The organism is Neobacillus niacini, assembly GCF_030817595.1.
Lineage (GTDB): Bacteria > Bacillota > Bacilli > Bacillales > Cytobacillaceae > Neobacillus > Neobacillus niacini_G.
This window is the reverse complement of record NZ_JAUSZN010000001.1, coordinates 6,332,036-6,358,422: the sequence shown is the minus strand read 5'-3', so window position 1 is coordinate 6,358,422 and position 26,387 is coordinate 6,332,036. Positions and strand designations below refer to the sequence as shown.

28 protein-coding genes are annotated in these 26,387 nt (G+C 38.5%); 1 reads left to right on the top strand and 27 read right to left on the bottom strand.

Annotated elements, in window-relative coordinates; genetic code table 11:
• Positions 1–34: 34 nt before the first annotated feature.
• From dinG to QFZ31_RS30335, 11 genes are all read right to left on the bottom strand, one after another.
• The gene (gene dinG / locus QFZ31_RS30385) at positions 35–2,845 is read right to left on the bottom strand and encodes an ATP-dependent DNA helicase DinG (RefSeq protein WP_307310495.1); all 2,811 of its coding nucleotides are present in this window, start codon (positions 2,843–2,845) and stop codon (positions 35–37) included.
• Between the two features lie 128 nt (positions 2,846–2,973).
• Positions 2,974–3,357 carry an aspartate 1-decarboxylase gene (panD, locus tag QFZ31_RS30380; protein ID WP_307310491.1) on the bottom strand — a complete coding sequence of 128 codons (384 nt, stop codon included), beginning with the start codon at positions 3,355–3,357 and terminating at the stop codon, positions 2,974–2,976.
• Complete coding sequence (panC, locus tag QFZ31_RS30375) at positions 3,357–4,226, bottom strand: pantoate--beta-alanine ligase (protein ID WP_307310488.1); 870 nt, start codon at positions 4,224–4,226, stop codon at positions 3,357–3,359. Before panC ends, panD begins: the two co-directional genes overlap by 1 nt.
• On the bottom strand, positions 4,223–5,059 hold the full coding sequence (panB, locus tag QFZ31_RS30370; RefSeq protein ID WP_307310484.1) for a 3-methyl-2-oxobutanoate hydroxymethyltransferase: 837 nt from the start codon (positions 5,057–5,059) through the stop codon (positions 4,223–4,225). Before panB ends, panC begins: the two co-directional genes overlap by 4 nt.
• Before the next feature lie 259 nt (positions 5,060–5,318).
• Entirely contained in the window at positions 5,319–6,296 is a 978-nt protein-coding gene (locus QFZ31_RS30365) for a biotin--[acetyl-CoA-carboxylase] ligase (protein ID WP_307310481.1), read from the bottom strand.
• Positions 6,281–7,480: a CCA tRNA nucleotidyltransferase gene (locus QFZ31_RS30360; protein WP_307310478.1), complete on the bottom strand. Its 1,200-nt coding sequence runs from the start codon at positions 7,478–7,480 to the stop codon at positions 6,281–6,283. Before QFZ31_RS30360 ends, QFZ31_RS30365 begins: the two co-directional genes overlap by 16 nt.
• 11 nt (positions 7,481–7,491) lie before the next feature.
• Complete coding sequence (gene bshA / locus QFZ31_RS30355; RefSeq protein WP_307310473.1) at positions 7,492–8,619, bottom strand: N-acetyl-alpha-D-glucosaminyl L-malate synthase BshA; 1,128 nt, start codon at positions 8,617–8,619, stop codon at positions 7,492–7,494.
• Positions 8,620–8,621: 2 nt separating this feature from the next.
• Complete coding sequence (gene bshB1, locus QFZ31_RS30350) at positions 8,622–9,332, bottom strand: bacillithiol biosynthesis deacetylase BshB1 (RefSeq protein WP_307310470.1); 711 nt, start codon at positions 9,330–9,332, stop codon at positions 8,622–8,624.
• Positions 9,322–9,741: a methylglyoxal synthase gene (mgsA, locus tag QFZ31_RS30345; protein WP_307310467.1), complete on the bottom strand. Its 420-nt coding sequence runs from the start codon at positions 9,739–9,741 to the stop codon at positions 9,322–9,324. Before mgsA ends, bshB1 begins: the two co-directional genes overlap by 11 nt.
• Before the next feature lie 10 nt (positions 9,742–9,751).
• A complete protein-coding gene (dapB, locus tag QFZ31_RS30340) occupies positions 9,752–10,555 on the bottom strand; it encodes a 4-hydroxy-tetrahydrodipicolinate reductase (RefSeq protein WP_307310464.1) in 804 nt (267 codons plus the stop codon).
• A complete protein-coding gene (locus tag QFZ31_RS30335; protein ID WP_307310461.1) occupies positions 10,556–10,903 on the bottom strand; it encodes a nucleotide pyrophosphohydrolase in 348 nt (115 codons plus the stop codon).
• Between the two features lie 181 nt (positions 10,904–11,084).
• Between QFZ31_RS30335 and QFZ31_RS30330 the strand changes: the two genes are divergently transcribed.
• A complete protein-coding gene (locus tag QFZ31_RS30330; RefSeq protein ID WP_307310459.1) occupies positions 11,085–11,957 on the top strand; it encodes a YitT family protein in 873 nt (290 codons plus the stop codon).
• A gap of 276 nt (positions 11,958–12,233) precedes the next feature.
• Here the strand turns inward: QFZ31_RS30330 and QFZ31_RS30325 are convergent, their stop codons facing one another.
• The 16 genes from QFZ31_RS30325 to aroC all read right to left on the bottom strand — a co-directional run bounded on the left by QFZ31_RS30325 (position 12,234) and on the right by aroC (position 26,386).
• Entirely contained in the window at positions 12,234–12,914 is a 681-nt protein-coding gene (locus tag QFZ31_RS30325; protein WP_307310457.1) for a zinc metallopeptidase, read from the bottom strand.
• A gap of 50 nt (positions 12,915–12,964) precedes the next feature.
• Positions 12,965–13,759 carry a sporulation protein YpjB gene (gene ypjB / locus QFZ31_RS30320; protein ID WP_307310455.1) on the bottom strand — a complete coding sequence of 265 codons (795 nt, stop codon included), beginning with the start codon at positions 13,757–13,759 and terminating at the stop codon, positions 12,965–12,967.
• A gap of 97 nt (positions 13,760–13,856) precedes the next feature.
• The gene (locus QFZ31_RS30315) at positions 13,857–14,447 is read right to left on the bottom strand and encodes a DUF1405 domain-containing protein (protein ID WP_307310452.1); all 591 of its coding nucleotides are present in this window, start codon (positions 14,445–14,447) and stop codon (positions 13,857–13,859) included.
• Positions 14,448–14,518: 71 nt separating this feature from the next.
• Positions 14,519–15,292 carry a menaquinol-cytochrome c reductase cytochrome b/c subunit gene (locus QFZ31_RS30310; RefSeq protein ID WP_307310450.1) on the bottom strand — a complete coding sequence of 258 codons (774 nt, stop codon included), beginning with the start codon at positions 15,290–15,292 and terminating at the stop codon, positions 14,519–14,521.
• A gap of 62 nt (positions 15,293–15,354) precedes the next feature.
• Positions 15,355–16,029 carry a menaquinol-cytochrome c reductase cytochrome b subunit gene (gene qcrB / locus QFZ31_RS30305; RefSeq protein ID WP_307310449.1) on the bottom strand — a complete coding sequence of 225 codons (675 nt, stop codon included), beginning with the start codon at positions 16,027–16,029 and terminating at the stop codon, positions 15,355–15,357.
• A 3-nt stretch (positions 16,030–16,032) separates the two neighbouring features.
• The gene (locus tag QFZ31_RS30300; RefSeq protein ID WP_218895561.1) at positions 16,033–16,542 is read right to left on the bottom strand and encodes a ubiquinol-cytochrome c reductase iron-sulfur subunit; all 510 of its coding nucleotides are present in this window, start codon (positions 16,540–16,542) and stop codon (positions 16,033–16,035) included.
• A 140-nt stretch (positions 16,543–16,682) separates the two neighbouring features.
• Positions 16,683–17,147, bottom strand: a complete 465-nt coding sequence (locus tag QFZ31_RS30295; RefSeq protein ID WP_307310446.1) for a YpiF family protein — start codon at positions 17,145–17,147, stop codon at positions 16,683–16,685.
• Positions 17,148–17,259: 112 nt separating this feature from the next.
• Positions 17,260–17,826, bottom strand: a complete 567-nt coding sequence (locus QFZ31_RS30290) for a ReoY family proteolytic degradation factor (protein ID WP_179596390.1) — start codon at positions 17,824–17,826, stop codon at positions 17,260–17,262.
• 36 nt (positions 17,827–17,862) lie between these two features.
• Positions 17,863–19,128, bottom strand: a complete 1,266-nt coding sequence (locus QFZ31_RS30285) for a tetratricopeptide repeat protein (protein ID WP_307310443.1) — start codon at positions 19,126–19,128, stop codon at positions 17,863–17,865.
• A gap of 30 nt (positions 19,129–19,158) precedes the next feature.
• A complete protein-coding gene (locus tag QFZ31_RS30280; protein ID WP_307310440.1) occupies positions 19,159–20,058 on the bottom strand; it encodes a hypothetical protein in 900 nt (299 codons plus the stop codon).
• Between the two features lie 104 nt (positions 20,059–20,162).
• A complete protein-coding gene (aroA, locus tag QFZ31_RS30275; RefSeq protein ID WP_307310436.1) occupies positions 20,163–21,452 on the bottom strand; it encodes a 3-phosphoshikimate 1-carboxyvinyltransferase in 1,290 nt (429 codons plus the stop codon).
• Between the two features lie 24 nt (positions 21,453–21,476).
• Positions 21,477–22,586 carry a prephenate dehydrogenase gene (locus QFZ31_RS30270; protein ID WP_307310434.1) on the bottom strand — a complete coding sequence of 370 codons (1,110 nt, stop codon included), beginning with the start codon at positions 22,584–22,586 and terminating at the stop codon, positions 21,477–21,479.
• Between the two features lie 11 nt (positions 22,587–22,597).
• Positions 22,598–23,710 carry a histidinol-phosphate transaminase gene (hisC, locus tag QFZ31_RS30265; RefSeq protein WP_307310430.1) on the bottom strand — a complete coding sequence of 371 codons (1,113 nt, stop codon included), beginning with the start codon at positions 23,708–23,710 and terminating at the stop codon, positions 22,598–22,600.
• A 39-nt stretch (positions 23,711–23,749) separates the two neighbouring features.
• The gene (aroH, locus tag QFZ31_RS30260; protein WP_306073558.1) at positions 23,750–24,124 is read right to left on the bottom strand and encodes a chorismate mutase; all 375 of its coding nucleotides are present in this window, start codon (positions 24,122–24,124) and stop codon (positions 23,750–23,752) included.
• Between the two features lie 19 nt (positions 24,125–24,143).
• On the bottom strand, positions 24,144–25,214 hold the full coding sequence (gene aroB / locus QFZ31_RS30255; RefSeq protein WP_307310426.1) for a 3-dehydroquinate synthase: 1,071 nt from the start codon (positions 25,212–25,214) through the stop codon (positions 24,144–24,146).
• Positions 25,214–26,386 (bottom strand): chorismate synthase, encoded by a 1,173-nt coding sequence (gene aroC / locus QFZ31_RS30250; RefSeq protein WP_179597089.1) that lies wholly within the window; start codon positions 26,384–26,386, stop codon positions 25,214–25,216. The genes aroB and aroC overlap by 1 nt, the downstream gene beginning before the upstream one ends.
• Between the last annotated feature and the right edge of the window lies 1 nt (position 26,387).

Here is a 26,387-nt window from a genome sequence, read left to right as displayed (position 1 = left end):
ATATTATTAGGATGTGTAATTTTTCCAAATTTCATTATAACCATTTGTATATTATTTCAACCAACTCATCGATATTTCCCTTTTTCATCGGTACATCTGGTATAGATTTTAGAAAAGCCTTACCGTATTTCGTGGTAGTAATCCTCTTATCAAAAACCAACATAATTCCACGATCTTTTTCAGTACGAATTAAACGTCCAAAGCCCTGTTTAAATCTGAGAATCGCTTCTGGTAATGAATACTCCGTAAAGGCATTACCACCCCTTTGTTTGATTACTTGACACTTTGCTTCTGTCAGGGGTTCGTCAGGCGGACTAAATGGCAATCTGACAATTACCAAGCAGGATAAATCCTCTCCAGGGATATCTACACCTTCCCAGAAGCTACTTGTTCCCAGCAATATGGCTTTATCATACCTTTGGAAATTCCTAGTTAGCCTTGATCGGCTGCCACTGGTAATCCCTTGAGCAATCATCGCAAAGTCATTGAGGAATCCACTTTCTTTAATAAGCTCATAGGTTTTCTTTAACATGTCGTGAGCCGTGAAGAGAATCAACATTCTTCCTTTTGTTGCTTCAGCAATTGTTATAATATGCTCGGTAATCGCAATCACGTAATCTTCTAGACTTGTTGCATTTACTTCTGGCAAATCCTCAGGAATTAAAAGCTGAACCTGATTTTTATAATCGAAAGGAGACGGGATGACCATTGTCAAAGTATTGTCTTTCTCAAGTCCGATTTCGTTTATAACGTAATCAAATGAATGATTAACAGTTAGAGTGGCCGAAGTTAACACAACTCCCCTTTTAATGTTAAAAAACCTCTCTTTTAGCGAAGCTGATACAAATGCAGGCTGGGCATAGAAGGTCGTTACATTCTGTTGTGAACGGAAGTCTATTTCTATCCACTTAACATCGTCGGACTTTTTAATAAAGCAATCTTGCACGGTCAATCTCAGCTCTTCTAGTTCATTTCTAAAGGATATAATTTCCTCCAGTTTTCCTTTTTGCTTACTCGTTAGTGCCCCATTACTTTTCTTTATCAGCTCTAAACGATGTGTTATCGCTGTTTGGAGGTCTTTCAAAAGGAAGGCGAAACGCTCGGCACTATGGACAAGCGCATTTCTTTCTTTACCACCATCGTTATTTGTGAAACGTACCTTCGCTCGGTTTATGCCCCTTCTTTCTGCAGAATTTGTTTTTGCATAAAGGGCTGTCAGTTTAAAAAACTCATCCATCTCATAGGAAAGATCAGCGGCAAGTTGATTTATTTTTCCTGTCTCTAGTACTTCTTCCCTGGCAGTTTTTAAAGAATCAAGGATCATTTCGAGCTCATAAAAAAGCATGCGTTGCTCATATTGCCCAAATTGATTTAGAAGCAGACGAGTTGTTAAGTAGTCTAATGAACGGCCAAAGTATTGACTTGCCACCTTCTCGAAATGATGTCCTTCGTCAATGACAGCATAATCAAAATTAGGCAATATGGATGTTTCCGATGAAAGATTGCTTAATAGCAGTGAATGATTGGTAATAATGATGTCCGCATTCTGTGCTTCGCTTTGGGCCCGTAAATAAAAATCTTTCTCCTGCCAAGTTTTATTCATCGAAAAAACGGTTTGTTCATTTTTAATTTTATTCCAAAAAATATTTCCTCCGCTTGAGAGATTTAACTCATCTCGATCGCCTGTATTGGTTTCTGTCAGCCAAACGAGAATTTGCATTTTAGTTAACGTGGTATCGTAATTGTCATTTTCCTCTAACAAGGACAGTGCAAATTTCTCCAAGCTAATATAATGATTTCTCCCTTTTAACAAAACGCACTTTATTTCAAAAGGAAGGATTTTTGCTAATAAAGGAATTTCTTTGTAAATAATTTGCTCTTGAAGCTGAATCGTATGTGTGCTCACTACAATTGGCTGTTTATGCTGTTTTGAGATATATGCAACCGGAAGCAGGTATCCTAGAGATTTTCCAACACCGGTTCCAGCCTCTATCAGAGTATGTTTCCCTGAATGGAAACTACGGTAAACCCCGTCCATCATTTGAAATTGACCTATTCTCTTTTCGAAGTTAGTAAAAGCCTTTTTTACCATTACGACTTTTTCATCTTCACTGGATGGATATTGGTCATCTTCCTGATACTGCCTGTTTGTTAACACTGAAATGCTGAGAGGTTTTTTCAATGCAAAAGTATGGTTGCATATTTCAAGCGATTCCTGCCAACTCACACTTGTCTGGTCTAATTCTAAAATAATTTCATCTATCAATTGTTGCAAATCACTTTTTAGCCCTCCTGAAAGCTGCGAAAGCTGACGCAGAGTCAATTCAGGTAATTGAGATAACCGATTTACAAGAATTAGAAAAAGCTCTGCCGTTACTTGAGCATCACTATCAGCCTGGTGAGGGCGATCATGTTGCAAGTCCTCTCTAACCGCCAGGTCTGACAACTTATAGCCATCTGCAGTAGGGAATATGATCCTCGCCATTTCAACTGTATCTAAGACTGACCCATAGAAGCCTTCAAATCCTGCTTGAATTAATTCTTCCTGCAAAAAGGACAAATCAAATAAAACATTATGAGCAACGAAATAAGCACCTTCTAATAAGGAGTTAACCTTTGGGGCTATTTCTGTAAATAATGGTGCATCTTTTACCATGTTATCCTCTAAGCCTGTTAATTCTTCAATAAAAGCTGGGATTGGCCTTTGGGGATTGACTAATGATGAGAAGCTTTCCGTGATTTTCCCGTCTTCAATGACCACAGCAGCAAATTGGATTATTTTATCCCCTTTTTTAGGGTTATTTCCTGTAGTTTCTAAATCCACCACAACAAATTTATTTATCATTCTATATAACACCTCAAACCTTCATTAAAACGGTATCACAAAAAAGCTAAAAGAAAAAGAAAACCTTACGTTATAGTATATAAAATTATCATAAAAAAAGAAAAAATCCCCGCCTAACGGGGATTTCATTACATAATCGTTAATGCTGGTTCAGCATAAATTAGTTCTTTTATTCTGTTATGTTCATCCATAATGGCAACCTTAGGCTGATGGCTTTGGACTTTTTCATCAGCTACTAAGCAATAGGAGATGATAATCACAATATCCCCTTTTTGCACAAGCCGTGCTGCAGCACCATTTAAACAAATGACACCACTGCCTCTCTCACCTGGGATAATATATGTTTCAAGTCTGGCACCATTATTGTTATTAACAATTTGAACCTTTTCATTTGCAACCATACCAACAGCATCTAGTAAATCTTCATCTATCGTAATACTGCCAACATAATTTAGATTAGCTTCCGTTACCGTAGCACGGTGGATTTTTCCATTCATCATATGGCGAAACATTATTTTACTCCCCCAATTTCCTTGCTGACCTCTAGGATGATGTTATCTATTAAGCGAACTTTTGAAAATTTAACTGCAATCGCAATGATACAGGTACCCTCTAGATTGTCCAATGCTTTTAACTGAGGATACGAATAGATTTCTGCATAATCAATTTGTCCATCGGTTTCTGAAGTAATCATGTTTGAAATTAAATTCTTTATTGTCCGAGGGTTCCGTTCCCCAGCCTCTATGATCTCCTTAGCTGCGGCTAAGCTTTTATATAGAGTTGCAGCTTGACGTCTCTCATCGGGCAATAAATTAACGTTGCGTGAGCTTTTCGCAAGGCCATCTTCTTCACGAACAATATCTACAGGAATTAATTGTATCGGAAAGTTGAAATCCGTAATTAGTCCGTCTACAACAGCCACTTGTTGGGCATCCTTCTTGCCAAAATAAGCTCTTGTGGGCAGCACAATATTAAAAAGCTTTGTTAAAACAGTAGCAACACCATCAAAATGGCCAGGTCTAGATTTCCCGCATAAAACCTCTGTACGTTCCTGAACGATCACTCTAACTGATGAAGAATGCGGATACATTTCCTCTACTGAAGGATAAAAAAGGAAGTCTACTCCTTCGCATTCTGCCAAGGATCGATCTCTCTCAAAATCTCTAGGGTAGGTTGAAAAATCCTCTGTCGGACCAAATTGCAATGGATTTACAAAGATACTCAACACCACAATGTCATTTTCTTCTCTTGCTCTTTTTAATAAAGTTAAATGACCCTCATGTAAAAACCCCATGGTTGGCACAAATCCGATTGATTTGGATTGAGATTTCAGTTTTATTATTTTAGTTTGCATATCTTGTATTGTGGTAACGACTCTCATTTTAATCCTCCGTAAAGCCCGCTGAGCTCTCTCTCTTTCATTGTATAAGAGTGCCTATCCTCTGGAAATTGCTCCGACTTTACTTCTTTTACGTAGGATTGAATGGATTCAATAATAAATGGATTTAGGGAGTAATATTGCTTTACAAACTTAGGCACCCTCTCCACACCATACCCTAAGATATCGTGATAGACGAGTACCTGTCCGTCTACATCCACCCCTGCACCAATACCGATTATAGGAATGGTTACATTCTTAGCTACTTCCTCAGCAAGCTGCTTTGGCACACATTCTAGTACAATAGCGAATGCCCCCGCTTCCTCACATTTTTTTGCGTCATGCAGCAATTTCATTGCATCTTTAGCATCTTTTCCTTGAACTTTATAACCGCCCAATACACCAACAGACTGCGGGGTTAATCCAAGATGGCCGCAAACTGGAATACCAGCCTTTGTAAGAGCTGCAATTTGGTCAATTACTTCATCCGCTCCCTCTAACTTTACAGCGTGAGCACCCGTCTCTTGAATTAATCGGCCGGCGTTCAGTAAAGTATCCCGAACGGATAAATGATAGCTTAAAAACGGCATATCAACAACAATAAACGTGTTTTTAGCTCCTCTTTTCACTGCTTTTGTATGATGAATCATGTCTTCCATCGTCACTGGTACTGTAGAGTCGTATCCAAGTACCACCATACCGAGAGAGTCTCCAACTAAAATTATATCCACCTCTGCTTGCTCGGCCTGTTTCGCAGACGGGTAATCATAAGCAGTAAGCATGACGATTTTTTCCTTGCTTTCTTTCATTTTCAAGAAATCTGTACTTTGCTTCACCAACATTCCCTCCTTTTTAGTAGGAAGAGGGGCTAAAAAAGAGCAAATAAAAAGATCCATCTGAAGGCAGAGGATCTTGGTGCTCTTTTACTTGTTCTATCCCTCTGTCCCGGTCCGTATTACGGATCTAGGCAGAAACCTTTTTTAATTGTAAAAAGCAGTTTCAGGTGCAGCTCTCAAGGATACCGCCCATTATTTGAATTATAAGAAAAAATTCAGAAAACCGCAAGATTTTCTTTTCATCTATAAACCGCTATCATTATAGTTCTATATCCGCGGAGTAAACGTGGTGTGTTTTGCCATGGTCGTCTACCATTATTAAAACTCCATCATCTGTAATACCTTGTGCGGTACCGGTAATAGAATTAGATAAGGTACGGGCTGTTATTTTTTTGCCAATACTTATGGCATAACCTTCCCATAGAAGCTTTATGGGAAGAAAACCTTCTTCTAAATATAGGAGATACAATTTTTCCAGGTTCATAAAGATACCCTTGATTAGGTGAGATCGGGATACTTTTTCGCCTTTTTCAAGGAACAGTGAGGTGGCTATCTCCTGCAGCTCACTAGGGAAATCTTCTATTGTTTGATTAACATTCATTCCGATTCCGATAATGACTGAATTGATACGATCTGCTTCTGCTTCAAGTTCTGTTAGTATACCTGTTACCTTTTTCCCTCTTATGAGGATGTCATTTGGCCATTTTATTTCCGGCAGTAAATCGGTAAGGTCTTCAATTGCTTGGACAATTGCTACCGCTGCTAACAGGGTTAATTGAGGAGCCTTTGGCAGTGGGATATTTGGCCTGAGAATTATACTCATCCAAACACCCGTATACTTTGGTGAGTGCCATTTTCGATCCATTCTACCACGCCCTGATACCTGTTCTTCTGCGATAATAACTGTACCTTCAGGTGCATTATCATATGCTAATCGGTGTGCTATTTTTTGAGTGGATTCAACGCTTTCCTCATAATGAACGTTTTTACCGATGAAATTTGTTTTTAGTCCAAGTCTTAATTCATCAGCAGTTATCTTTTCGGTTGTTCTCACAATCCGGTATCCTTTTCGTCGTACAGCTTCTAATTCAAAACCTTCTTTGCGAAGCTCTTCAATATGTTTCCAGACAGCCGTCCTAGAGCAGCCAATTAATTCTGCAATCCGCTGCCCTGATAAGTAGGCTTCTCCGGCATTTGTGAAGGCATCAAGCAAGTCTTTCCTCAGTTGTGATTGCACTCCATCAGCCACTCCTTTATGATTTTTTTATTATTTACTATTTTACCAGCTATAATAGCTTGCTCAACCTTAAACAAGAGCTCCTTGACCCATGGTCCGCCGGGTTTGTTAAACCAACCCATCAAGTCATTACCTGTCACGTCCATTTCTGATCGCTTTTTAATTGGCAGTCCTTCGTACAAGTGTAAATAGTGCGGAATCGTATTTTGATCTTCAATACCCTTTATAACAAGGTAGAGAGTTTCTGAAGAAACAAAAACTTCTTTGCCAGCAGTATATAAATCATACATGGACCAGCTTGTCTCGAATCTCTGATATAAGTAATGAAGAATTAGCTGAATTTCCCTGATTTCCTTTAATGGGATTCGCCAGCCTCTGAGAAATTCCTCTATACCTTTCTTTTCAATTTTCAGACAGTAAATTAACAATGACCACATTTCACGTCGGTTTAATTTTTCCAGCTTGTACTCAAACATTAATTTAATGTTGTCTTCTTTGTTTGATAAACCTGGTAAATAGGAATAAATATTCGTTTGAAGTATTAGTTCTAATGCCTGTTTCCGATCTACACCACAAAGTAATTTATCGAACTCAGCTTGTTTTCGCTCAACCGCTATATTCTCGAGTAAATGTACCAAGCTAATCAGTGCATCTAGCGTTTCCTTTTCAATTTTAAAGGATAACTGACTGACAAAACGCACAGCACGCATCATTCTTAAAGCATCCTCTTGAAATCGCTCAACTGCTTTTCCGACTGTTCGAATGATTTGGTTCTTAATCGAATTTTCACCGTTAAACGGGTCAATAAGATTTCCGTCTTTATCCATAGCAATGGCATTCATAGTGAAATCTCTACGCTGCAGGTCCTCCGTTAGATTTCTAATAAATGCGACTTCTTTTGGTCTGCGGAAATCCTCATATTCTGCTTCACTGCGAAATGTGGTGATTTCATATGAATGATCTTGAAAAAGAACTAATACAGTTCCATGCTCAATCCCTATATCCACAGTTTTTGAAAATATTTGCTTTACTTCCTCAGGGGTTGCTGATGTAGCAATATCCACGTCATTTATCTCCTTATTTAAAAGGAAATCTCTCACAGAACCCCCGACAAAATAAGCTTCAAACCCGGCGTTCTCCAGTTTTCTTAAAACTGGTACCGCTGCTATAAAAGACTCTTTCATTCTAATCACCCTTAATTTAAGAGCTTAAAATATAATTGCTCATATTGTCCGACAATTTGGTCGGCTCTAAATTTTGTGTTAACCACCGCAATTCCGTTAGCAGCAAATTGCTGATGTAAATGTGGGTCATTTAATATTTTTATCGCCTTCGTAGAGATATCTTCAATATCTCCTAATTGACAGATGTATCCTGTCTCTCCATGCTGAATGACTTCAGGCATTCCGCCAACATTCGTTCCAATACAAGGTACACCGCAGGCCATTGCCTCAAGAGCTACCAGCCCAAAGCTTTCTTTTTCTGATAATAATAACTTTAGGTCACTGATTGAATACAATTCATCAAGATTTTCCTGTTTTCCGAGCAGGTGGACTTTATCCGTTAAACCTAATTTTTTTACTAACCTGCAGACTGGTGTCATTTCAGGACCATCCCCTACTAGCAGCAATCTAGCCGGCATTGCTGCTGAAATTTTGGCAAATGTCTTTACAACATCCTGAACTCGTTTAACAGGTCGGAAATTCGAAACATGGATAACAACCTTTTCATTATCTTTAATCCCAAATTCTTTCTTTAAATGATTTGCATCTCTTTTTTGATAAATTCTTTCGTCAATAAAATTATAAACGGTTTCGATTTGTTTATCTGGCTGAATTAGTTCATGAGTCTGCTCGATTAATGACCTCGAAACTGCTGTTACAACATCTGATTTTTCGATGCCAAATTTGATGGCTTCGGTTAGCGATGGATCATAGCCTAATACCGTGATGTCTGTCCCATGAAGGGTGGTGACAATCTTTACATCCACGTTGGACATTTGTTTTGCCAATATCGCACAAACGGCATGCGGAATCGCATAGTGAACATGAAGAATGTCTAATTTCTCCCTGTTTGCAACCTCTGCCATTTTACTAGCTAAAGCAATGTCATAGGGTGGATATTGAAAAACAGAGTATTGATTTACTTCAACTTGATGATAAAAAATATTATGATATATTCGATTAAGTCTAAAAGGAATGCTGGATGAGATAAAATGGATTTCATGTCCCTTCTCAGCCAGCATTTTTCCCAATTCTGTCGCTACGACTCCTGATCCCCCAACAGTAGGATAACAGGTAATTCCTATTTTTAGTTTCCTCATTTTTAATCTCCAATCAAGTCACGATACAAGAGGATTGGCACTTTTGATTTAAAACCTTCTGCAAATTTTACTCCAACTTGTTGACCAAATAATCTTTCCCTTGCTTCTACGGTTTCTATATAACCATTTACAAGTGGTGTTTCTACACTGTTTTCTGTTTGTTCAAATTGGCTTTTATAGGCCCTTAAAGCAGCTATTTTTTGCTCCATTGTCTCTGAGATATCGAAGGTGAAGTCTGGCTTATGAAAGCCATTTATCATATAGAAATATACACTTGAAACCTTATGAGGTTCTTCATCACTTTTTGTTAAATACTTTCTTATCCCAGCAGAAAAGACCGCCTCTTCTACAAGGCGGGCACAGTTCCCGTGATCAGGATGTCTATCTTCAAAATAAGGAGCAAAGACAATTTGCGGCTGGTATCGTCTAATGACGGAAGCAATTTCTCTAATAAATTCCTCCTTAAGAAGGAGACCTCTATCTGGTATTCCCAGTGATAATCTCTCTGTCACACCCAATATTTCAGCCGCTTTCTTTGCTTCCAGTTTCCTTAATTCGATGGTTCCATTTGAAGATAAATCTGCGTCTGTTAAATCACAAATTCCTATCCTTTTTCCATCTGCTGCAAGTTTCGCAATACTGCCTCCCATGCCAATTTCAACATCATCAGCATGGGCACCAAATGCTAGTATATGTAAGGACTTATCGCTCATCACTTTCACCGGTTTTATGAAGAATATTTCTCCACTCTAAGAACCCTTCATCTAAACCTCTTATCAAAAGTTCAGCGGTCCCCATATTTGTTGCAAGCGGAATAGAGTACACGTCACATAAACGAACAAGTGCTGTTACGTCGGGTTCATGCGGCTGAGCAGTCAGCGGATCACGAAAAAAGAAAATGGCATCCATTTTATTTTTTGCAATCATCGCACCTATTTCTTGATCTCCCCCAAGCGGGCCAGACTGGAATCTTGTAATAGGTAATCCAGTTGCCTCTTGGATTCTCATCCCAGTAGTTCCAGTTGCAAAAAGTGTATGTTTTGAAAAGATTGTTTGATATGCAGTTGCAAATTGTACAAGGTCATTCTTTTTATTATCGTGTGCTATTAAAGCTATATTCATTGTAGTGCTCCTATTCTAGAATATTTTCAAGTCCATAAACAAAAATATCTTGCTTCATTACAGTTTCTACTGCTATCTTCACACCGGACATAAAGGAAGCACGATTATAGGAATCATGACGAATCGATAATGTTTGACCATCTGAACCAAATAAAACCTGTTGATGTGCAACTAGTCCTGGGAGTCTCACGGAGTGAATATGCATTCCGTTAAACTCTGCACCCCTTGCTCCATTAATCGTTTCTTTCTCATCAGGATGACCCTGCTCTTTAAATTCCCTAACAGCCGCCATCATTTCAGCAGTTTTAACAGCAGTGCCTGATGGAGCATCCAATTTTTGATCATGATGAAGTTCTATTATTTCGATATCATTAAAATACTTTGCAGCCATTTGCGAGAACTTCATCATTAACACCGCGCCAAGGGCAAAATTTGGAGCAATAATACAACCTAACTTCTTTTCCTTACATATCCTGTCCAACTCTTCTAAATCAGCTTTTGTAAACCCAGTCGTTCCTACAACTGGCCTCACATTATATTGCAGCGCTGTCCTGGCATGGTGCATTCCTACCTCAGGTGTAGTTAGGTCAATTAATACATCACACTCAACGCTTTGCAGGGTCTTTTCGATTGTTGAGTAAATTGGGACATTCTTAATTGAATGGAAACCATCTATGTCACTTAACATGTGACCATCGTGTTTATGGTCAACTACTGCAACTAGTTCAAAATGTTCAGTATTCGTTACCATCTTGACAGCCTCACTCCCCATCCTTCCACGTGGTCCCGCAATAATAATTTTTACACTATTCATTCACTTACTCTCCTCATCTTTATTTTCTATTCTGGTCCAGCGATCCTTGTCTCTCGTATTAAATTTATTCATGACATAATCATGAGCCTGTTCCAAGTCAATATCCAATGAATTTGCCAGGCAAATGATGACAAAAAGAAGGTCTCCCAGTTCCTCTTCTATCGCCTTTTCGGTTTCACTGGATTTCTTAGGCTTCTCACCATAATAATGATTAACCTCTCTAGCAAGTTCACCAAGCTCTTCTGTCAGGCGAGCCACCATTGCTAGAGGGCTAAAATACCCCTCTTTAAATTGACCTATGTATGTATCTACTTCCGTCTGCAGATCTTTGATAGATTTCCCAGGCACACCCATTCACCTCTTTTGATAATTACAAAAACATCTACTAAATACATTAGCTAAAATAAGTTCGTTTTACAAATATTTTTATATTAAGTATAAACTTTACTGCTTAAAATTGCTCTTCTATTGTTAATTCGCTATAATAAAAGCCGCTGACTGGGGAAAATTTGGCAGAGGAGGAAAAATCGTGATATTTGGTCTTAAAATGAAAAATGTTTTATTTATTCTAATTGGAACAGCGATTATGTCTTTTGGACTGGTCAATTTTAATATGCAAAATAAACTTGCTGAAGGCGGTTTTACAGGTATAACCCTTCTTCTTTATTTCATGTTTAAATGGGATCCATCTTATACAAACTTAATTTTAAATATCCCTCTCTTTTTCATTGGCTGGAAATTACTTGGAAGGAATGCTTTTATCTATACTATTATTGGGACAGTCGGCCTATCTGTATTTTTGTGGATTTTCCAACGTTATTCTATCGACATGCCTCTAAAGGATGACTTATTACTGGCTGCACTATTTGCCGGTGTGTTTCTTGGAATTGGATTAGGCATTATCTTTCGTTATGGTGGTACAACAGGTGGAGTCGATATCATTGCACGACTTGTCCAGAAATACGCAGGTTGGAGTATAGGAAGGACTATGTTTATCTTTGACATATGTGCGATTGGGGCGTCTGTTCTTACCTATCTGAATTATAAAGAGGCAATGTATACATTAGTCGCAGTATTTATCGGAGCGAGGGTGATTGATTTTATTCAAGAAGGAGCGTATACGGCCAGAGGTGCGATGATTGTCTCTGAAAGAAATGATGATATTGCGAAAAAAATTATGGATGAAATGGATCGCGGCGTTACGGTACTTAAGGGGTATGGGTCTTTTACAAAAATAGAACGTGAAGTGTTATATTGTGTCGTAGCTAAAAATGAGATTGTACGCTTGAAAAATTTAATCACCTCTGTTGATCCGCATGCTTTTGTTTCGGTCACGGTTGTCCATGATGTACACGGAGAAGGTTTCACCTTAGATGAAAATAAAAAACCTATTGAAATATAGAAAAGCGCAAGCGCCTTGTCCAGGGGCGACAGGCATAAGACGAGCCGGCGAGAAGGTTGCTTTTTAACCTTCTTGACGGATTGTCTGAAATGTGGAGGCGACTGCCCTGGGACGAAGGCATAAGACGGACCCTGCAAGAAGGCGCTTTTTGCCTTCTTCAGGGGATGGCTTATGACTCGAGTCCCAAGGAGCCGCAACTAGACATGCTTATGACTCCGAGCCCCTAGGCCGCTTGCGCTAGACAGCTAGAAAAGCAATGTCCTTTTGGACATTGCTTTATTCATTACTTCTATTCATTCCCGTAAAAATAAGGACTAGCCTTAATAACTCCAAAACAGCTACAGCAGCCGCTGCTACATATGTTAATGCAGCTGCGTTTAAAACCTTTCTTGCATTCCGCTCTTCTTCATTGCGGATTAATCCTAAAGAAACGACTTGGTCCATTGCCCGATTCGAGGCATTAAATTCAACTGGCAACGTAATAACTTGGAAAAGTACGGCTGCTGCCATAAACACAATACCAGCTAACAACAGCCCGCTCATTTGAGAAAATATCCCAATTAGAACAAGTATCCAAGAAAAGTTAGAACCAATATTTGCTACAGGAACTAAAGCATGACGAAAGCGTAAAAATGCATATCGCTGTGCATCTTGTATTGCATGCCCGCACTCATGCGCTGCGATGGCAGTAGAAGCGATGGAATGACCACGATAATTTTCAGGGGATAACCTTACTGTTTTCGTTCTCGGGTCATAGTGATCACTTAAAAATCCTCTTCCCTCTTCAACTCCAACATTAAACAAACCGTTTGCATTAAGTACGTCTCTTGCTACCTCTGCTCCTGTCCGATAGCTTGAATTCTGTACACGAGAATATTTGACAAAAGTCCCCTTAACTCTAAATTGAGCCCAAAGGGGTACCAACATAACGATAAGAAAGTAAATTAAAAATCCCATTTTGAACCTCCAGTACTTCTAACGGTGTAATCATCTTTGCGAAGTTCAACTTAATCCTTATGAACTCTAGAACGGTTTTTTCGCATATCCTTTTCACCCTGATATTTTCTCCAGCCTACATATGAAAGCGTTAAAATGATTATGCTTCCTGTTGAAATAATCACCCACCATAGAGATGGGTCTGCTTCATCCTCATCCATGTTTTCAAAAAGATTCTTTAAATCCATTTCAAGTCCTTCTAATTCCTGTTGGCTTTTGACATTATTTACAACCTCAGAGCGATATTCATCAATAAAATTGATACGAGCGTCAATTCTTTGAATATTTTCTGCTGAAACGTCAATTTTCATACTTGGATAAATAACGTTGTATAAGGCCATAAAATTATTGAAATTTGAGTGAAAATGTGCGGTATCGCCTGTACTTGCGGCTTCCTTAGCGTCATGGAATGCCGTTAAAATTTGATTCTTCATTTCGGTCCATAATGGTTGATGACTAGTAGCGATAGCATCAACGACTAAACGAAACTTCGTAAGTCTTTGGACTCTTTCCTCATATTCCATACTTGGGCTTGCTGCCGCCTCCATTGCCTCGTCATGAGAAACGGTAATGATCCTTAATTCATCCCTTGTAAAAGGATGTTCTTTGTTGGAAATATCAGTAAATTGTTCTGAAAAATAACTCAAAAGTTTTTTTCCATCATCATATCTCTGAAATTTTATCATTTGAAGTGCTTCATCAGAGATATTATCAAGCTTCTCTATCGGCGTGTGCTCATGCGCACTTACCGTCATGGGAGTCAGCATAATGACAATTAAGAATATTAGAACCATTTTATACTTCAAACCTTGTCCCCCCTATCATTACTATTAAAATGTATGAGGGGGTGGACAAGGTTAGACCATCTTTTATCCTATCAAAAAACTATTTTAATTCTAGTTTTTAAATTGTAAGTTTAAAACGATTCGGGCGTATCACTAAATAGTAACCGATTCCTATTGATAACATCGATAGCCAAAAGGTAAAATAACCAATTTGAGGTGTGAATTCATTTAACATATGGTATCTCGGGAGCATGAAAAAAACATAGTCTATGACATCATTGTGAAGTGTCCATATCGACGTTACTATGAGGTGCCACCATTTAAACCGATAAAAGGGAGAATACAATAATGCTTGAACTGCCATGGCAAAATGAGAAAAAATCAACATAACTCCTATCCAATCCAGCTCGCCTTGAACATTGAATACTAGTAGATTCATGACTACAGCCCAGATGCCATACTTAAACAATGTAACAATCGCAAGTGCTTCAATTAACGGCACGTTCTTTTTTAATAGGAACGCCATGATTACAAAAACAAAAAACAAACTAGCTGTAGGGCTGTCCGGAACAAAAATAAGGAAAATAGCTGGAGTTTCTTTTAATTGCCACCCATACCACACGTACCCATAGACTGTTCCTGCAATATTAACGATAAGTAAAAGCCATAAAAATGACCTGTTAGCCAACAGAGGATATAACCATTTCAATACGATTCCTCTTTTCCTCTAATTAATAATAAAAGCTGACGAAAATCCGTCAGCTTTTATACAATCATTTATTATTTCCCTAAGTTTGCGATGTATTCAGATAGCTTTTTAAGCTGATCGTCATCACCCTTAAAGACACCTGCAGGCATTGACCCTCTTCCTTCTTTTGCAATGGTCGCAATTTCCTCAGCAGAAAGACCTGTTTCTATTAAGGTTGGGGCACCAGCTCCACCTTGGAAGCTGTCTCCATGACAAGTGATACATGTATTTTCGGAAGCAATTTTATATTCTTCAGATGTCTTATCAATTTCAACATCAGCAACAATTTTACCATATTCCTTTGCTGCTTCCCAGTCATGAGTAGAAGCACCTTGCCATGTTAAAAATGTGATTGCAGCCAACGCTAACAGCATAAAAGCAGTTGCTAATGGACGTTTACTTGGACAACGTTCAGGTCCACGATCGATGAACGGTGCAAGTAATAATGCTCCAAATGCTAGTCCTGGGATAACCATTGCTCCAATTACTGTATAAGGTCCTGCTGCGAATTCATACTTTAATAATTGGTATAAGAATAAGAAATACCAGTCTGGCATTGGTACATAACCTGTATCTGATGGATCCGCAATCCTTTCAAGTGGACTCGGATGTGCAACAGTTAAACATAAAAAGCCGACAAGAAATACTGCCCCTACCAACCATTCTTTCAAAAGGAAGTTAGGCCAAAACGCCTCTGTTTTACCAGGGTATTCTGAGTAATCTTTTGGAATATTTTTACTCGTACGGGCCTCAGGTGCCAAAACACGTGAGTCACCTACGAATTTCATTCCTTTACCGCGATGCATCGAACAATCCCCCTCCTTTATTCGTAAATTAAGCTAAAAAAGTATTTGGGTATCAAATAGTATTAAAGTGGTCCTGATATACCCTGTTTACGAATCATCATGAAATGTGCTGCCATTAAAGCAAATAAAGCAGCAGGTAAGAAGAACACGTGAATCGCAAAGAAACGAGTAAGGGTTTGAGCACCAACAATAGTCTCATGACCCGATAGTAACGTTTTAAGGTAAATACCAATAAACGGAACTGCTTCAATAATTTGAAGCGTAACCTTTGTTGCGAACAACGCTTTCATATCCCAAGGTAGTAAATAACCAGTTAAACCTAAAGCCAGCATGATGAAGAAAATGAGAACTCCAACAATCCAGTTAAGTTCACGTGGTTTTTTGTATGCGCCTTGGAAGAAAACGCGTAATGTATGTAAGAACATCATTACAATAACTAAACTCGCACCCCAGTGGTGCATACCGCGTACGATTTGTCCGAAAGCTACTTCATTTTGAAGGTAGAAAACAGATTCCCACGCGTTTTTAATATCTGGCACATAATACATGGTTAAGAACATACCAGAAAGAATTTGAATAACCGTAACAAAAAACGTTAGACCGCCAAAGCAATAAACGAACGCAGAGAAATGGTGCGCTGGATTTACATGCTCAGGGACTTCATGATCTGCGATATCGCGCCACAAAGGCGTAATATCTAAACGTTCATCTACCCAATCGTAAATTTTGTTTAACAATGATTACGCCTCCTTTGTCCGTGGTTCAGCTTTGCCTAAGTAAAGTAAACCGTCTTTTTCTTGAATTGGATACACATCAAGTGGTGCTAGTGGTGGAGTACCTTTTACGTTTGTTCCATCCTTTGTGTACCGCCCAAAGTGACATGGACAGAAGAATTGATCCGGATGGTCTTCACTTGATGCCCAACCAACAGTACAACCTAAGTGTTTACAAACTGGAGATAGGGCAACAATGTTATCCTGTTCATCCTTATAAACCCATGCCGTATTAGTAACGTCTGAAGTATACCAAGCATCCTTTTGCTCAAACGTGAAATCGACTCTTTGTGGTTCAGTAGTGATGTCTTTAATTTTCAATGGAGTTGCAATAAAATCTCCACCTGCTTCGGCCTTTAATACAGGATCAATGGCGAAACGAACCATTGGCATTAACATACCTGCTGCCATAAAACCCCCTACACCTGTCAAAGTATAGCTTAAAAATTGTCTTCTTGATACGCGATGCTTACTCATGCTTATCCCCCCTCTATTCACAAGTTAAGTCCATCGGACATAAATTAAACACATATAAAACTAGGACATAACCATGATATATCAATCTTTATCCTAGGTCAATATCATACTATTTTAAAAACATGTTAATCAGCAAAGAATTACAAATTTTCATGCCACTTTTGCGTAAAAAGGGACTGGAGCTGCTTTACTTGACTTTCAACCATTGAAATCCTTTGTGATTCATTCAAATGCTCGAGCGGCAGAGATGGAAGCCAAATTAATGAACCTTTAAGCTCGTCCTCAAAGTTCTTCCAATCAATCTCAGACGTTATGTAAAATATATGTTTAAACTGTTCTTTATCAATATTCTCTTCCCATTTCTTCAATCCATTTATTATATCCTCATACTGATCACTTTTTAAGTATGTATATGGAGGAACCAACATCAGTCTTCCAGTAAATTGTCTCTCCAGGTAATTCGTTAGTAACGTAATAAATTCTGCGTTTGATGCAGATTGTTTCATTTCACTTCCAAATGAAACAGAATACAATGGGATTACTGCGGTATCCACGTATTCTTTTGCAGTTAAATATATTTCTATATCCTTTGATACCCACTTCATTTATACACACCTCCCTTTTCTTCACCATTAGTTCCATCATATCATTTTTTTTTATAAAACATAAAAGGAAAAGAGAGAAAAAATTCAGTAAACAAACAAAATGGAAGCTTGCTTATCGCAAGCTTCCATTTTGTTCTGCTTCTTTGAGTTGATTTAGCTTTTCTGTTAAGGCACGAAAGGCTGTTTTATCCTGCTTATCAAGGGCTTCATCAATTAATTGAAGCAGCTTCTCGCGTTGAAAACGTTCAATGCTGTTTTGCAAAAATTGTTCTGCAATGATTCCGTCTTTTTCATTTACTTGAAGGTGTTTCGGAACAAATGGGTTTTCCTCTAATACAGCAGCGTATTGGTGCGCTTGATTCGATGCATGAAAGTTTAATTGAATAAAAATATCTTCATCACGATTTAAGCGAATATCATGAAAGGATTTTTCAGCATCAGTTGTCATAACATTCTCTTTATAAAAGCGAAATGGTACCTTATCAACGCAGTGAGTTGACATGATCAAACCACGCGGACAATACTGTGCTTGCTCTACAAAATGGACCTTCTCCATTAATTGGTCGTGACTCATTAAATAATTAAGAATCCAAACACACTCTCTTCGTTTTAATTGATAATGATTTAAAAACCAGCGAATAAAGTCCTTTTTCTCGTTGACAGAAACAGGGGTTGCCATATGATAGTTTCCCTCCTCTGTATATTCAGCTTTTTATTAGTTCTCTCTACTAATTAGACGGTCAAGCAAATCAGCATACTCTCCATTTGTTGGATCACCTTTTTGTAACTGTTTAAAAATTTCGGCAGCAAGGTCGATTTTTCCTTCCTCAATTAAAAAATAACCATAATCGTTCAAAAATGCTTCATTATTCTTAAAAAAAGTATATGCAATTTTATATTTGTCTAATGCATCGGAATATTCCTCTAACTTATCATATGCTAATGCCGCATCCCATAAGAGCTGGGGTTCCTCATCTTCTATGAAGTCAAGCTGTGAAATCAAATCAATTACGGCTTCATACCTCTCTTGCTGAAAGAAGAGCTTATTTAAAGTTAATGCTGCTTCAGTAAATCCTGGGTCTAATGCAAGTGCCTCACGGAAGTATCGTTCGGCAAGCTCCGGTTGTCCGAGCTTAATGGCAATCTTGCCGCCAAAGAAAAATAAATCCTTATTAAATTCATCCTGCTTAATTCCTTCTTGTATTACCTTTAAACTATTTTCAAGTTCTTCTTCCCGTTCATATGCCTTTGCAAGATGTAGATATAGGGAATGGTATTCTGGGTCCAGCCCTTTTAATTCCTCGAACTTTTCAATGGCAGTCCGATTATATCCTGCTTGAAGTGCTGTAAAGGCATAACCAAATAGTGTATTAATTTCTAATTTTTCTACAATCGCTTTGTCATAATAGAATAAAGCTTCTTCAAATTCTCCAGAGGTACTTAAAAGCTCCGCCATTCGTTGGTAAATACTTACTCCTGCAATCTCTTGCTGCTCCTTTAGCACAGCCTCATATGATTTCAGAGCCTTCGTTACTTCACCTTGGTCACTATAGAGCTCACCAAGAGCAAAATCAATGATAACCTCATCTGGCAATATATCCTTTGCTTGCAGCAGTTTTCTTTCACATACTTCATATAAACCTTGAACTTGATACAAATCTGCTAACAGCAAGAGAGATTGTCCAAAGCTGGGGTCGTGTTCAGAGATCTTTTCTAATTCAAGAATTGCTTGTTCCTCATCGCCTGCATCGACTAATATTTCGCCGAGTAAGACGAGCAGTTCACCCTCTTCAGGATAAATGGTTAATAGGTTTTCAACCAGTGCCTTTGATTCAGCTAAAAATCCAAATTGGAACATTTCTTCAGCAAGAAGGAATTTTTCATCGGGCTGACCTTTGGTTAATACAACATTATATTCATTTATGGCCTCATTATGTTGGCCGTTTTCCAACATTGTAATAATTTTATTCACTCTGTCCATTATCTCTTTCCTCTCGGTTCCCTTAATTAACTATAACGCAAAATAAGATGGGATTCGCACCCTAACATATTCTCCATATCCAGGTTTAAATAAAACCTCTTCCCCTGCACGTACTACTTTTCCCTTATTGACTGTAACTAGAAGTCTATCACTATGATAATGAAATAATTCAACTTCATCAACATTGATGATTTCTCTAGCTTTAAGGTATAGATTATAGCTTACTTCTGCTCCATGCAATAAACTTGCCTTTTGCGGATATAAACCGAGCTTATTTAGTACTGGAACGGACAATGGCTGATTCTCTTTCAATTCGTCAAGGATGGCAGGAATTTTTTCATTTTCCATTATATCCTTCCATTTCGACAAAGCCCTTCTTGCATCCTTCCTGAGATGGTTAGAAATTAATGGAACAAGTGGGCAGTTATAAGGAAAAAGTGCCTCTCTAATCCACCCCCATGGAATGTTGGTTAGTTCATCAAGGTCCCCTACCTCGATAAAAATGGCCGGAATTCTTTCTTTCTTACATTTTCTGATAAATGATGGAGTTAAAAGACGCAGTGGAATATTTACACCAATGAGAAAATCGATAGGACTGCTAATGAGAGCCGTTTTCGTTTCTTTTATCTTTTCTGCTAATTCATTTTCGTATGTTATTGAACTGTAGGTAAGAAATGTGGTACATCCTTTCAAAAGAAGGTTTTCAACCATATATTTTCGAAATTCCTGAAAGGAAGTGTTAAGAGGTACTCTTGTGTCTAAAAGTACATAAGATGGGGTCATGATATATGATTCTGCATTCATTTTTAAAAGTTTATTATGATGTATATGTTCTTTCTTTGCTGCAATATGATTTCCCTCAATCAGCAATGATGATTTTGTAAGTTTCGTCTCCTTTAAGATATTAGCATTTTCAATGATATAACCCATCCTACCACCCTTTTCATAGCTTTCCTTCTTAAGACAAGCTATGAGTCCATCTTTAAAACTATGACAGGAAAATATAGACTTAAAAAAGCTGCGCGAAGGCAGCTTTAGTTTTTTAGGCTATTTAGATGATTAAAGAAATTCGGATAAGAAACTGAGATGGCCTCGGGATCTTCTAACTCTACTTGGTCCTTACAAATTAAGGAGGCAATTGCAAGCATCATTCCAATTCTATGGTCACCATGACTGGATACTTTCCCACCTCTAAGGGCAGTACCGCCATGAATAATCATTCCATCATCAGTTGCTTCTATGGAAGCACCCAGCTTTGTTAATTCTCGGACGACGGTATCAATTCGGTTTGTTTCTTTGACTTTAAGCTCCGATGCATCTTTAATGATTGTTGTTCCTTCAGCTTGTGTCGCTAATAAGGCAATGATTGGAATTTCATCAATTAATCTCGGAATAACATCCCCCTCAACAACAGTACCTCTTAGCCTTGAAGTTTTAATGGTAATATCACCAGCTGGTTCAAAGGAATTTTCATCATTGTTATGAATTTCTAAATTAGCTCCCATTTGATTCATAATCTCAATGATACCCGTTCTAGTCGGATTTAGACCCACATTTTTTAAGAGAATTTCACTACCTTCCACAATTGCACCTGCAACAAGGAAAAACGCGGCAGACGAAATATCTCCGGGTACAAGAACGTCAGAAGCAATAAGCTTTTGACCTCCTTTTACCGTAATTTTTCGATTATCCTTCCCGACTTCCCCGCCAAATTTACGAATCATTCTTTCTGTATGATCACGTGATTCAGCTTTTTCAATTATAGTCGTTTCTCCCTCAGCTTGAAGGCCAGCAAGGATTAAAGCGGATTTTACCTGAGCACTTGCTACTGGCATGTTATAGTTAATAGGATTTAATTTTCCACCACGAATACTAAGTGGAGTAAATTCTCCATTTTTTCTGCCGTCAATCTTCGCCCCCATCGTTCTTAAAGGCTCCGTTACCCTAGTCATAGGTCTTTTTCCAATTGACTGATCACCAATTAGTGATGAGAAGAATGGTCTTCCCGCTAAAATTCCTAATAATAGTCGAATGGTTGTTCCGGAATTTCCGACATCCAATAGTTCATTAGGTTCTTGTAAACCATCAAATCCATTCCCGTAAATCGTTAGACCTTCTTCATTTTCTTCAATTACGACTCCTAACTTTCGGAAACAAGAAATGGTACTTAAACAATCATCGCCCGGCAGGAAGTTTGTTACCCTTGTTACACCTTGGGCAATAGAACCAAACATAACAGAACGATGTGAAATTGATTTATCTCCAGGTATTTCTATACTGCCCTTTAAACCATTCAATGTTGGCTTTAATGCTATTAATTCCATTTCATCACCTATATTCAAATCAAATTATGTTCCAATCGAGGTAGCATAGCTAGAACAGGTATGAATACATCTTTCTGCCCGCCTGCGGTCCTCTTCTGTTTGAAAACTAATGACAAGTACTCCATAAATTTCGTCTTCTCTAGTTTCTAGTATGCGGATGTTTGTAATACTAATATTTTCTTTTGCTAAGTATCCTGTAACCTCTGAAATAACACCTGGGTAATCTGGAACGTCCACAAATAAATCGTAAAATGCAGGAATAGCTCCCTTTTCTCTAACCGGGAGACCATCACGGTACTGCTTTGCCTGCTGAAAATAGCTGAAAATCCCCTCACTATTTTCTTGCTCAAGCAACACCTTTACCCAATCCATTTCTTCCTTCCATTTATCGATTAACTCGATCAAAACCTCACGATTATGCAGTAATATATCCTTCCACATTTCCGGGCTGCTCGAAGCAATTCTAGTAATATCTCTAAACCCTCCTGCAGCTAAACGCGGGATAAGACTTTCACCTTCCGCTAACCTTTCTGTTTGGCGGACAATCGATGCCGCAATGATATGAGGGAAATGACTAACAATTCCCGTTAAATAATCATGGTTATCAGGAGTCACAGTTAAAAATTTCGCATTTGTACCTTTAAGCCATTCCTTTAATCTTTCCAGCTTCAAGTTTTCAATATGATCCTCTGGCGTAAATAGATAAAAGGCATTTTCAAATAGAATCTCTTTTGCAGCAGATACACCGCTTTTATGGGAACCAGCCATCGGATGTCCCCCGATAAAGGTGTATCCTTTTTTCTTTAAACTTGCAGCATTGGCGACAATTTTACTTTTTGTACTTCCGGTGTCCGTAATAATTACCTCTGGATTTAACGATTGTTCTGATAATAATTGAATAATCGTTTCCGTCTCGATTACTGGTGCGGAAATAATAATTAAATCAGCGGTTTTAGCACCTTCAACGATATCGTCAGCTACTTCATCAATAACACCTAGCATTTTTCCAAGTCTAGCTTGTTCAGGATGAATATCATAGCCCATTATGATAGCATCTTTATGTTCTTTCTTAATACATAAAGCTAAAGAACCGCCAATTAACCCAAGCCCAATAACAAAAACTCGGCCTTTCATTGGTAGTCCCCCTAGTTTTTACTGAGCTTCTCTGTATTTTGTTTAGTCAAGAATTCTCCTAATGCATTTAGTACACCTTCATTTTGGTCAGAAGAGCCCACTGTGATTCTTAATGAAGTAGGGAATCCTAAAGCTTTACCGGATCTAACGATATAGCCTTTTTCTAATAAATATTGAAACCCTTGATTGGCATCGGCCTTGATATCTATTAAAACAAAATTAGTTTGAGATGGATAATAGCTCAAATTGTGTCTTTCGCAGAATTCATAGAATTGAGTCAAGCCTTGTCTGTTTTTCTCTTTACAATCTTGGACAAACTCTTGGTCGGAAAGTGCAGCTTGAGCTGCCACCTGGCCAAATGAATTAACATTAAAAGGTTCTCTAGCAGGTTCCAAAGCTTGAATAATTGAACGATTTGCAACACCATAGCCAACCCTTAGAGAGGCAAGACCGTAAATTTTTGAGAAAGTTCGTAATACAATTAAATTTGAATATGTCTGAGTTAATTCAATTGAGTCATAATAATCATCTGCAAATACGTATTCATAGTAAGCTTCATCCAACACCACTAAAACATGTGCTGGTACTTTATCTAAAAATGTAATTAAATTGTTTTTTGAGACGTATGTACCAGTCGGATTATTAGGACTGCAAACCCAGACAACATTGGTATGATCATCAATCGCAGCATACATTTTTTCTAAATCATGCTGGCCATCAAGTAATGGGATTTCCCTAATCTCCGCTCCCTCTATCACTGCGTTATGTTTATATTGAGAGAAGGAAGGTGTAGCCATCACAGTATTTGCACCCGGGTGGAGCAATGACCTTGAGATGATTTGAATAATATTATCTGACCCATTACCAAATATCAGTTCATCTTGGTTGACCTTTAAAAAGGAAGCTACTGATTCTCTTAAGCTCGTCGCATACCCATCTGGATAAATAGCAAACCCTGGCTGCTGACTTTGCAGAGCAGAATGCACTTTACTTGAACATCCAAATGGATTTTCATTCGATGCAAGTTTTACAATCTGATCTAATTTGTATTGTTTCTTAACTGACTCAATTGATTTTCCCGGCTGATATGGAGTCAGTGTTAATAACTGCTTTTTCCATCTCATTTATCTCCACTCCATCCTTTTGATGATTTATTATATCTTTTACTTAGTCAGGGTATTGCCTAAATCAGGGCGTAAAACCTTAGCCCCTCCTAAATAAACATGAACAATCTCTTCCTGTGGTACGGCCGTATTTACATGCAGCATAACTCTTACACATAACGGAAGAGCATTTGGGACTGCCAATTCTCTCATACACATAACCGGTACGTAGGTCCAGCCAGGAAATTTACGCAGTGCTCTTGCTGGGAAAGCTGCGTTTAGGTCATCCGTAGTTGAAATAAAAACAGAAGCAACCTGTTCTGGAAGGATATTGTTTCCTTCGATTACTTGTTTTAAAAGCTCTTCTGTTGCTGATATGATTACTTCTTCGGAATTGCAATCAACGGTGATTGCACCCCTCACCCCTCTAATCATGAAAAGCTCCCCCTTGTTTTTACATATTCTTGATACGTGCTAATAAAAATTCATCCGAAAGCTCTTGAAGTTTTGGCTGCCCAATTTGCTCCAATAAGACAAATTTTACTGATCCACCAAATGACTTTTTATCCTGCTTCATTTTTAATAGCAAACGCTCAGGCGAAAGTTGCTCTGGTATCTCTGTTTGATACCCAAGTCCTTGAACCCATGAAATAAATTCATCCGTTTTAAAGGATAGCCCTGAAACCTCATTGCTAAGCTTTAAAGCGAAAATCATTCCAATCATTACTGCTTCACCGTGTGTGAAATTACCGTAACCCATTTCTGATTCAATCGCATGTCCAAGTGTATGGCCAAAATTTAAGAAAGCACGGATACCCGTCTCTTTTTCATCCTTAGACACAAATTCATTTTTGATTTGAATCCCTTTTGTAAGTGATTCAAATAATTGTTCAGAGGTTAAGGCATTTAGATGATGGATTTCTGTCTTTAACCATTGATAAAAGTCAGCATCATAAATGAGGGCATGTTTAATAACCTCTGCAAAACCAGAACGAATTTCTTGCTCAGGGAGCGTATTGAGCATTTCAAGATCATAAAAGACGGCCTCTGGCTGATGGAAAGCCCCAATCATATTTTTTCCTAGAGGATGATTAATGGCCACTTTTCCCCCAACTGCACTATCATGCGCAAGAATGGTTGTTGGAATTTGGATAAATGGTATTCCCCTCATAAAAGATGCTGCAACAAAACCTGATAAGTCCCCTACTGCACCACCACCAAGTGCGAGAATAACAGATTTACGGTCCAGTCGGTTTTCTAATGCCATGGATAAGGCTTCATAGTATACCTCGAATGTTTTTGCCTTCTCACCACTAGGAGCAGTAAAAATAACTGGTTTCCATTCAGACAAGATCGGTATTAGTTTATCCAGATGTATTTTCTCAACTGTTTCATCTGTAATAATTAGTATTCTAGTCACATTTGCAAAATGATTATTCAAAAAATTGCTTATTTCAGTTCTTACACCTTCGCCAACAAACACATTATAGCTTTTGGAGCTCGTTTGAATTTGAATCGTCTCCATTAAAATTCCCTCGCGTATTCACGCTGACGCTTAATTTCGGCTGCGAATGTATCGAAGCGATCACTATTAAATTGTTCTATGAGAGAATTAGCAAGTTCCCATGCAACAACATTTTCTGCCACTACTGCTGCTGCAGGAACAGCACAGCTGTCTGAACGTTCAACACTTGCGGAAAATGGCTCCTTTGAATCGATATCAACGCTCATAAGAGGCTTATAAAGGGTTGGAATTGGCTTCATAACCCCGCGCACGACAATTGGCATCCCCGTAGTCATACCGCCTTCAAAACCGCCTAGACGATTTGTTTTGCGAGTATAACCATTTTCTTGATCCCAAATGATCTCATCATGTACTTCACTTCCTGGCTTTCTCGCTGCCTCAAAGCCGATGCCAAACTCTACTCCTTTGAATGCATTGATACTCACAATCGCTGCTGCCAGCTTTGAGTCTAATTTTCTATCATACTGCACATAGCTGCCTACCCCAGCAGGCATACCTGCTGCGATTACTTCAACAACGCCGCCGATTGAATCTCCATTCTTCTTAGCATTGTCTATTGCATCCATCATGGCCTGTTCTACTTCTGGGTCTGCACAGCGTACAGGTGAGAGCTCTGTTCTTTGTTTTAATTCTTCCATCGATAAACTAGAGTCAGCACTTGCCTTTATACCGCCAATCTCAACGACATGAGAAACGAGTGTAACGCCGACTAAAGCTAAAAGCTGCTTCGCAACAGCACCTGCTGCTACTCTTACAGTTGTTTCCCGGGCAGATGAACGCTCTAGGACATTTCTCATATCCCTATGCCCGTATTTTATTGCTCCATTCAAATCTGCATGTCCAGGTCTTGGCCGGGTTATTTTACGTTTTACTTCATCCTCTTGTCCCTCTTCTAATGGATCTGCTCCCATAATTTTTGTCCAATGCTTCCAGTCATTGTTCTTTACTACTAGAGCAATCGGAGATCCAAGTGTTTGTCCATGTCGAACTCCTGATAAAATTTCGACAGTATCTTTTTCGATCTGCATTCTTCTGCCGCGGCCATACCCCTGCTGCCGCCTTGCAAGCTCAGTATTTATATCTTCAGCTACTAATGGCATTCCTGCTGGAAGTCCCTCTAGTATTGTCGTTAATTGTGGGCCGTGTGATTCTCCAGCTGTTAAATATCTCATT

Excerpts from the sequence above, each read along its gene's own strand:
- mgsA (WP_307310467.1), bottom strand. The coding sequence starts at position 9,741 with ATGAATATAGCTTTAATAGCACACGATAATAAAAAGAATGACCTTGTA.
- dapB (WP_307310464.1), bottom strand. The coding sequence starts at position 10,555 with ATGAATAGTGTAAAAATTATTATTGCGGGACCACGTGGAAGGATGGGG.
- QFZ31_RS30290 (WP_179596390.1), bottom strand. The coding sequence starts at position 17,826 with ATGGCAACCCCTGTTTCTGTCAACGAGAAAAAGGACTTTATTCGCTGG.
- panC (WP_307310488.1), bottom strand. The coding sequence starts at position 4,226 with ATGAGAGTCGTTACCACAATACAAGATATGCAAACTAAAATAATAAAA.
- QFZ31_RS30300 (WP_218895561.1), bottom strand. The coding sequence starts at position 16,542 with ATGAGTAAGCATCGCGTATCAAGAAGACAATTTTTAAGCTATACTTTG.
- aroA (WP_307310436.1), bottom strand. The coding sequence starts at position 21,452 with ATGGAATTAATAGCATTAAAGCCAACATTGAATGGTTTAAAGGGCAGT.
- aroB (WP_307310426.1), bottom strand. The coding sequence starts at position 25,214 with ATGGAGACGATTCAAATTCAAACGAGCTCCAAAAGCTATAATGTGTTT.
- QFZ31_RS30270 (WP_307310434.1), bottom strand. The coding sequence starts at position 22,586 with ATGAAAGGCCGAGTTTTTGTTATTGGGCTTGGGTTAATTGGCGGTTCT.
- QFZ31_RS30325 (WP_307310457.1), bottom strand. The coding sequence starts at position 12,914 with ATGGGATTTTTAATTTACTTTCTTATCGTTATGTTGGTACCCCTTTGG.
- QFZ31_RS30280 (WP_307310440.1), bottom strand. The coding sequence starts at position 20,058 with ATGGGTTATATCATTGAAAATGCTAATATCTTAAAGGAGACGAAACTT.
- aroH (WP_306073558.1), bottom strand. The coding sequence starts at position 24,124 with ATGATTAGAGGGGTGAGGGGTGCAATCACCGTTGATTGCAATTCCGAA.
- QFZ31_RS30310 (WP_307310450.1), bottom strand. The coding sequence starts at position 15,292 with ATGCATCGCGGTAAAGGAATGAAATTCGTAGGTGACTCACGTGTTTTG.
- hisC (WP_307310430.1), bottom strand. The coding sequence starts at position 23,710 with ATGAGATGGAAAAAGCAGTTATTAACACTGACTCCATATCAGCCGGGA.
- QFZ31_RS30360 (WP_307310478.1), bottom strand. The coding sequence starts at position 7,480 with ATGAAAGAGTCTTTTATAGCAGCGGTACCAGTTTTAAGAAAACTGGAG.
- dinG (WP_307310495.1), bottom strand. The coding sequence starts at position 2,845 with ATGATAAATAAATTTGTTGTGGTGGATTTAGAAACTACAGGAAATAAC.
- QFZ31_RS30295 (WP_307310446.1), bottom strand. The coding sequence starts at position 17,147 with ATGAAGTGGGTATCAAAGGATATAGAAATATATTTAACTGCAAAAGAA.
- aroC (WP_179597089.1), bottom strand. The coding sequence starts at position 26,386 with ATGAGATATTTAACAGCTGGAGAATCACACGGCCCACAATTAACGACA.
- panD (WP_307310491.1), bottom strand. The coding sequence starts at position 3,357 with ATGTTTCGCCATATGATGAATGGAAAAATCCACCGTGCTACGGTAACG.
- QFZ31_RS30285 (WP_307310443.1), bottom strand. The coding sequence starts at position 19,128 with ATGGACAGAGTGAATAAAATTATTACAATGTTGGAAAACGGCCAACAT.
- bshA (WP_307310473.1), bottom strand. The coding sequence starts at position 8,619 with ATGAGGAAACTAAAAATAGGAATTACCTGTTATCCTACTGTTGGGGGA.
- bshB1 (WP_307310470.1), bottom strand. The coding sequence starts at position 9,332 with ATGAGCGATAAGTCCTTACATATACTAGCATTTGGTGCCCATGCTGAT.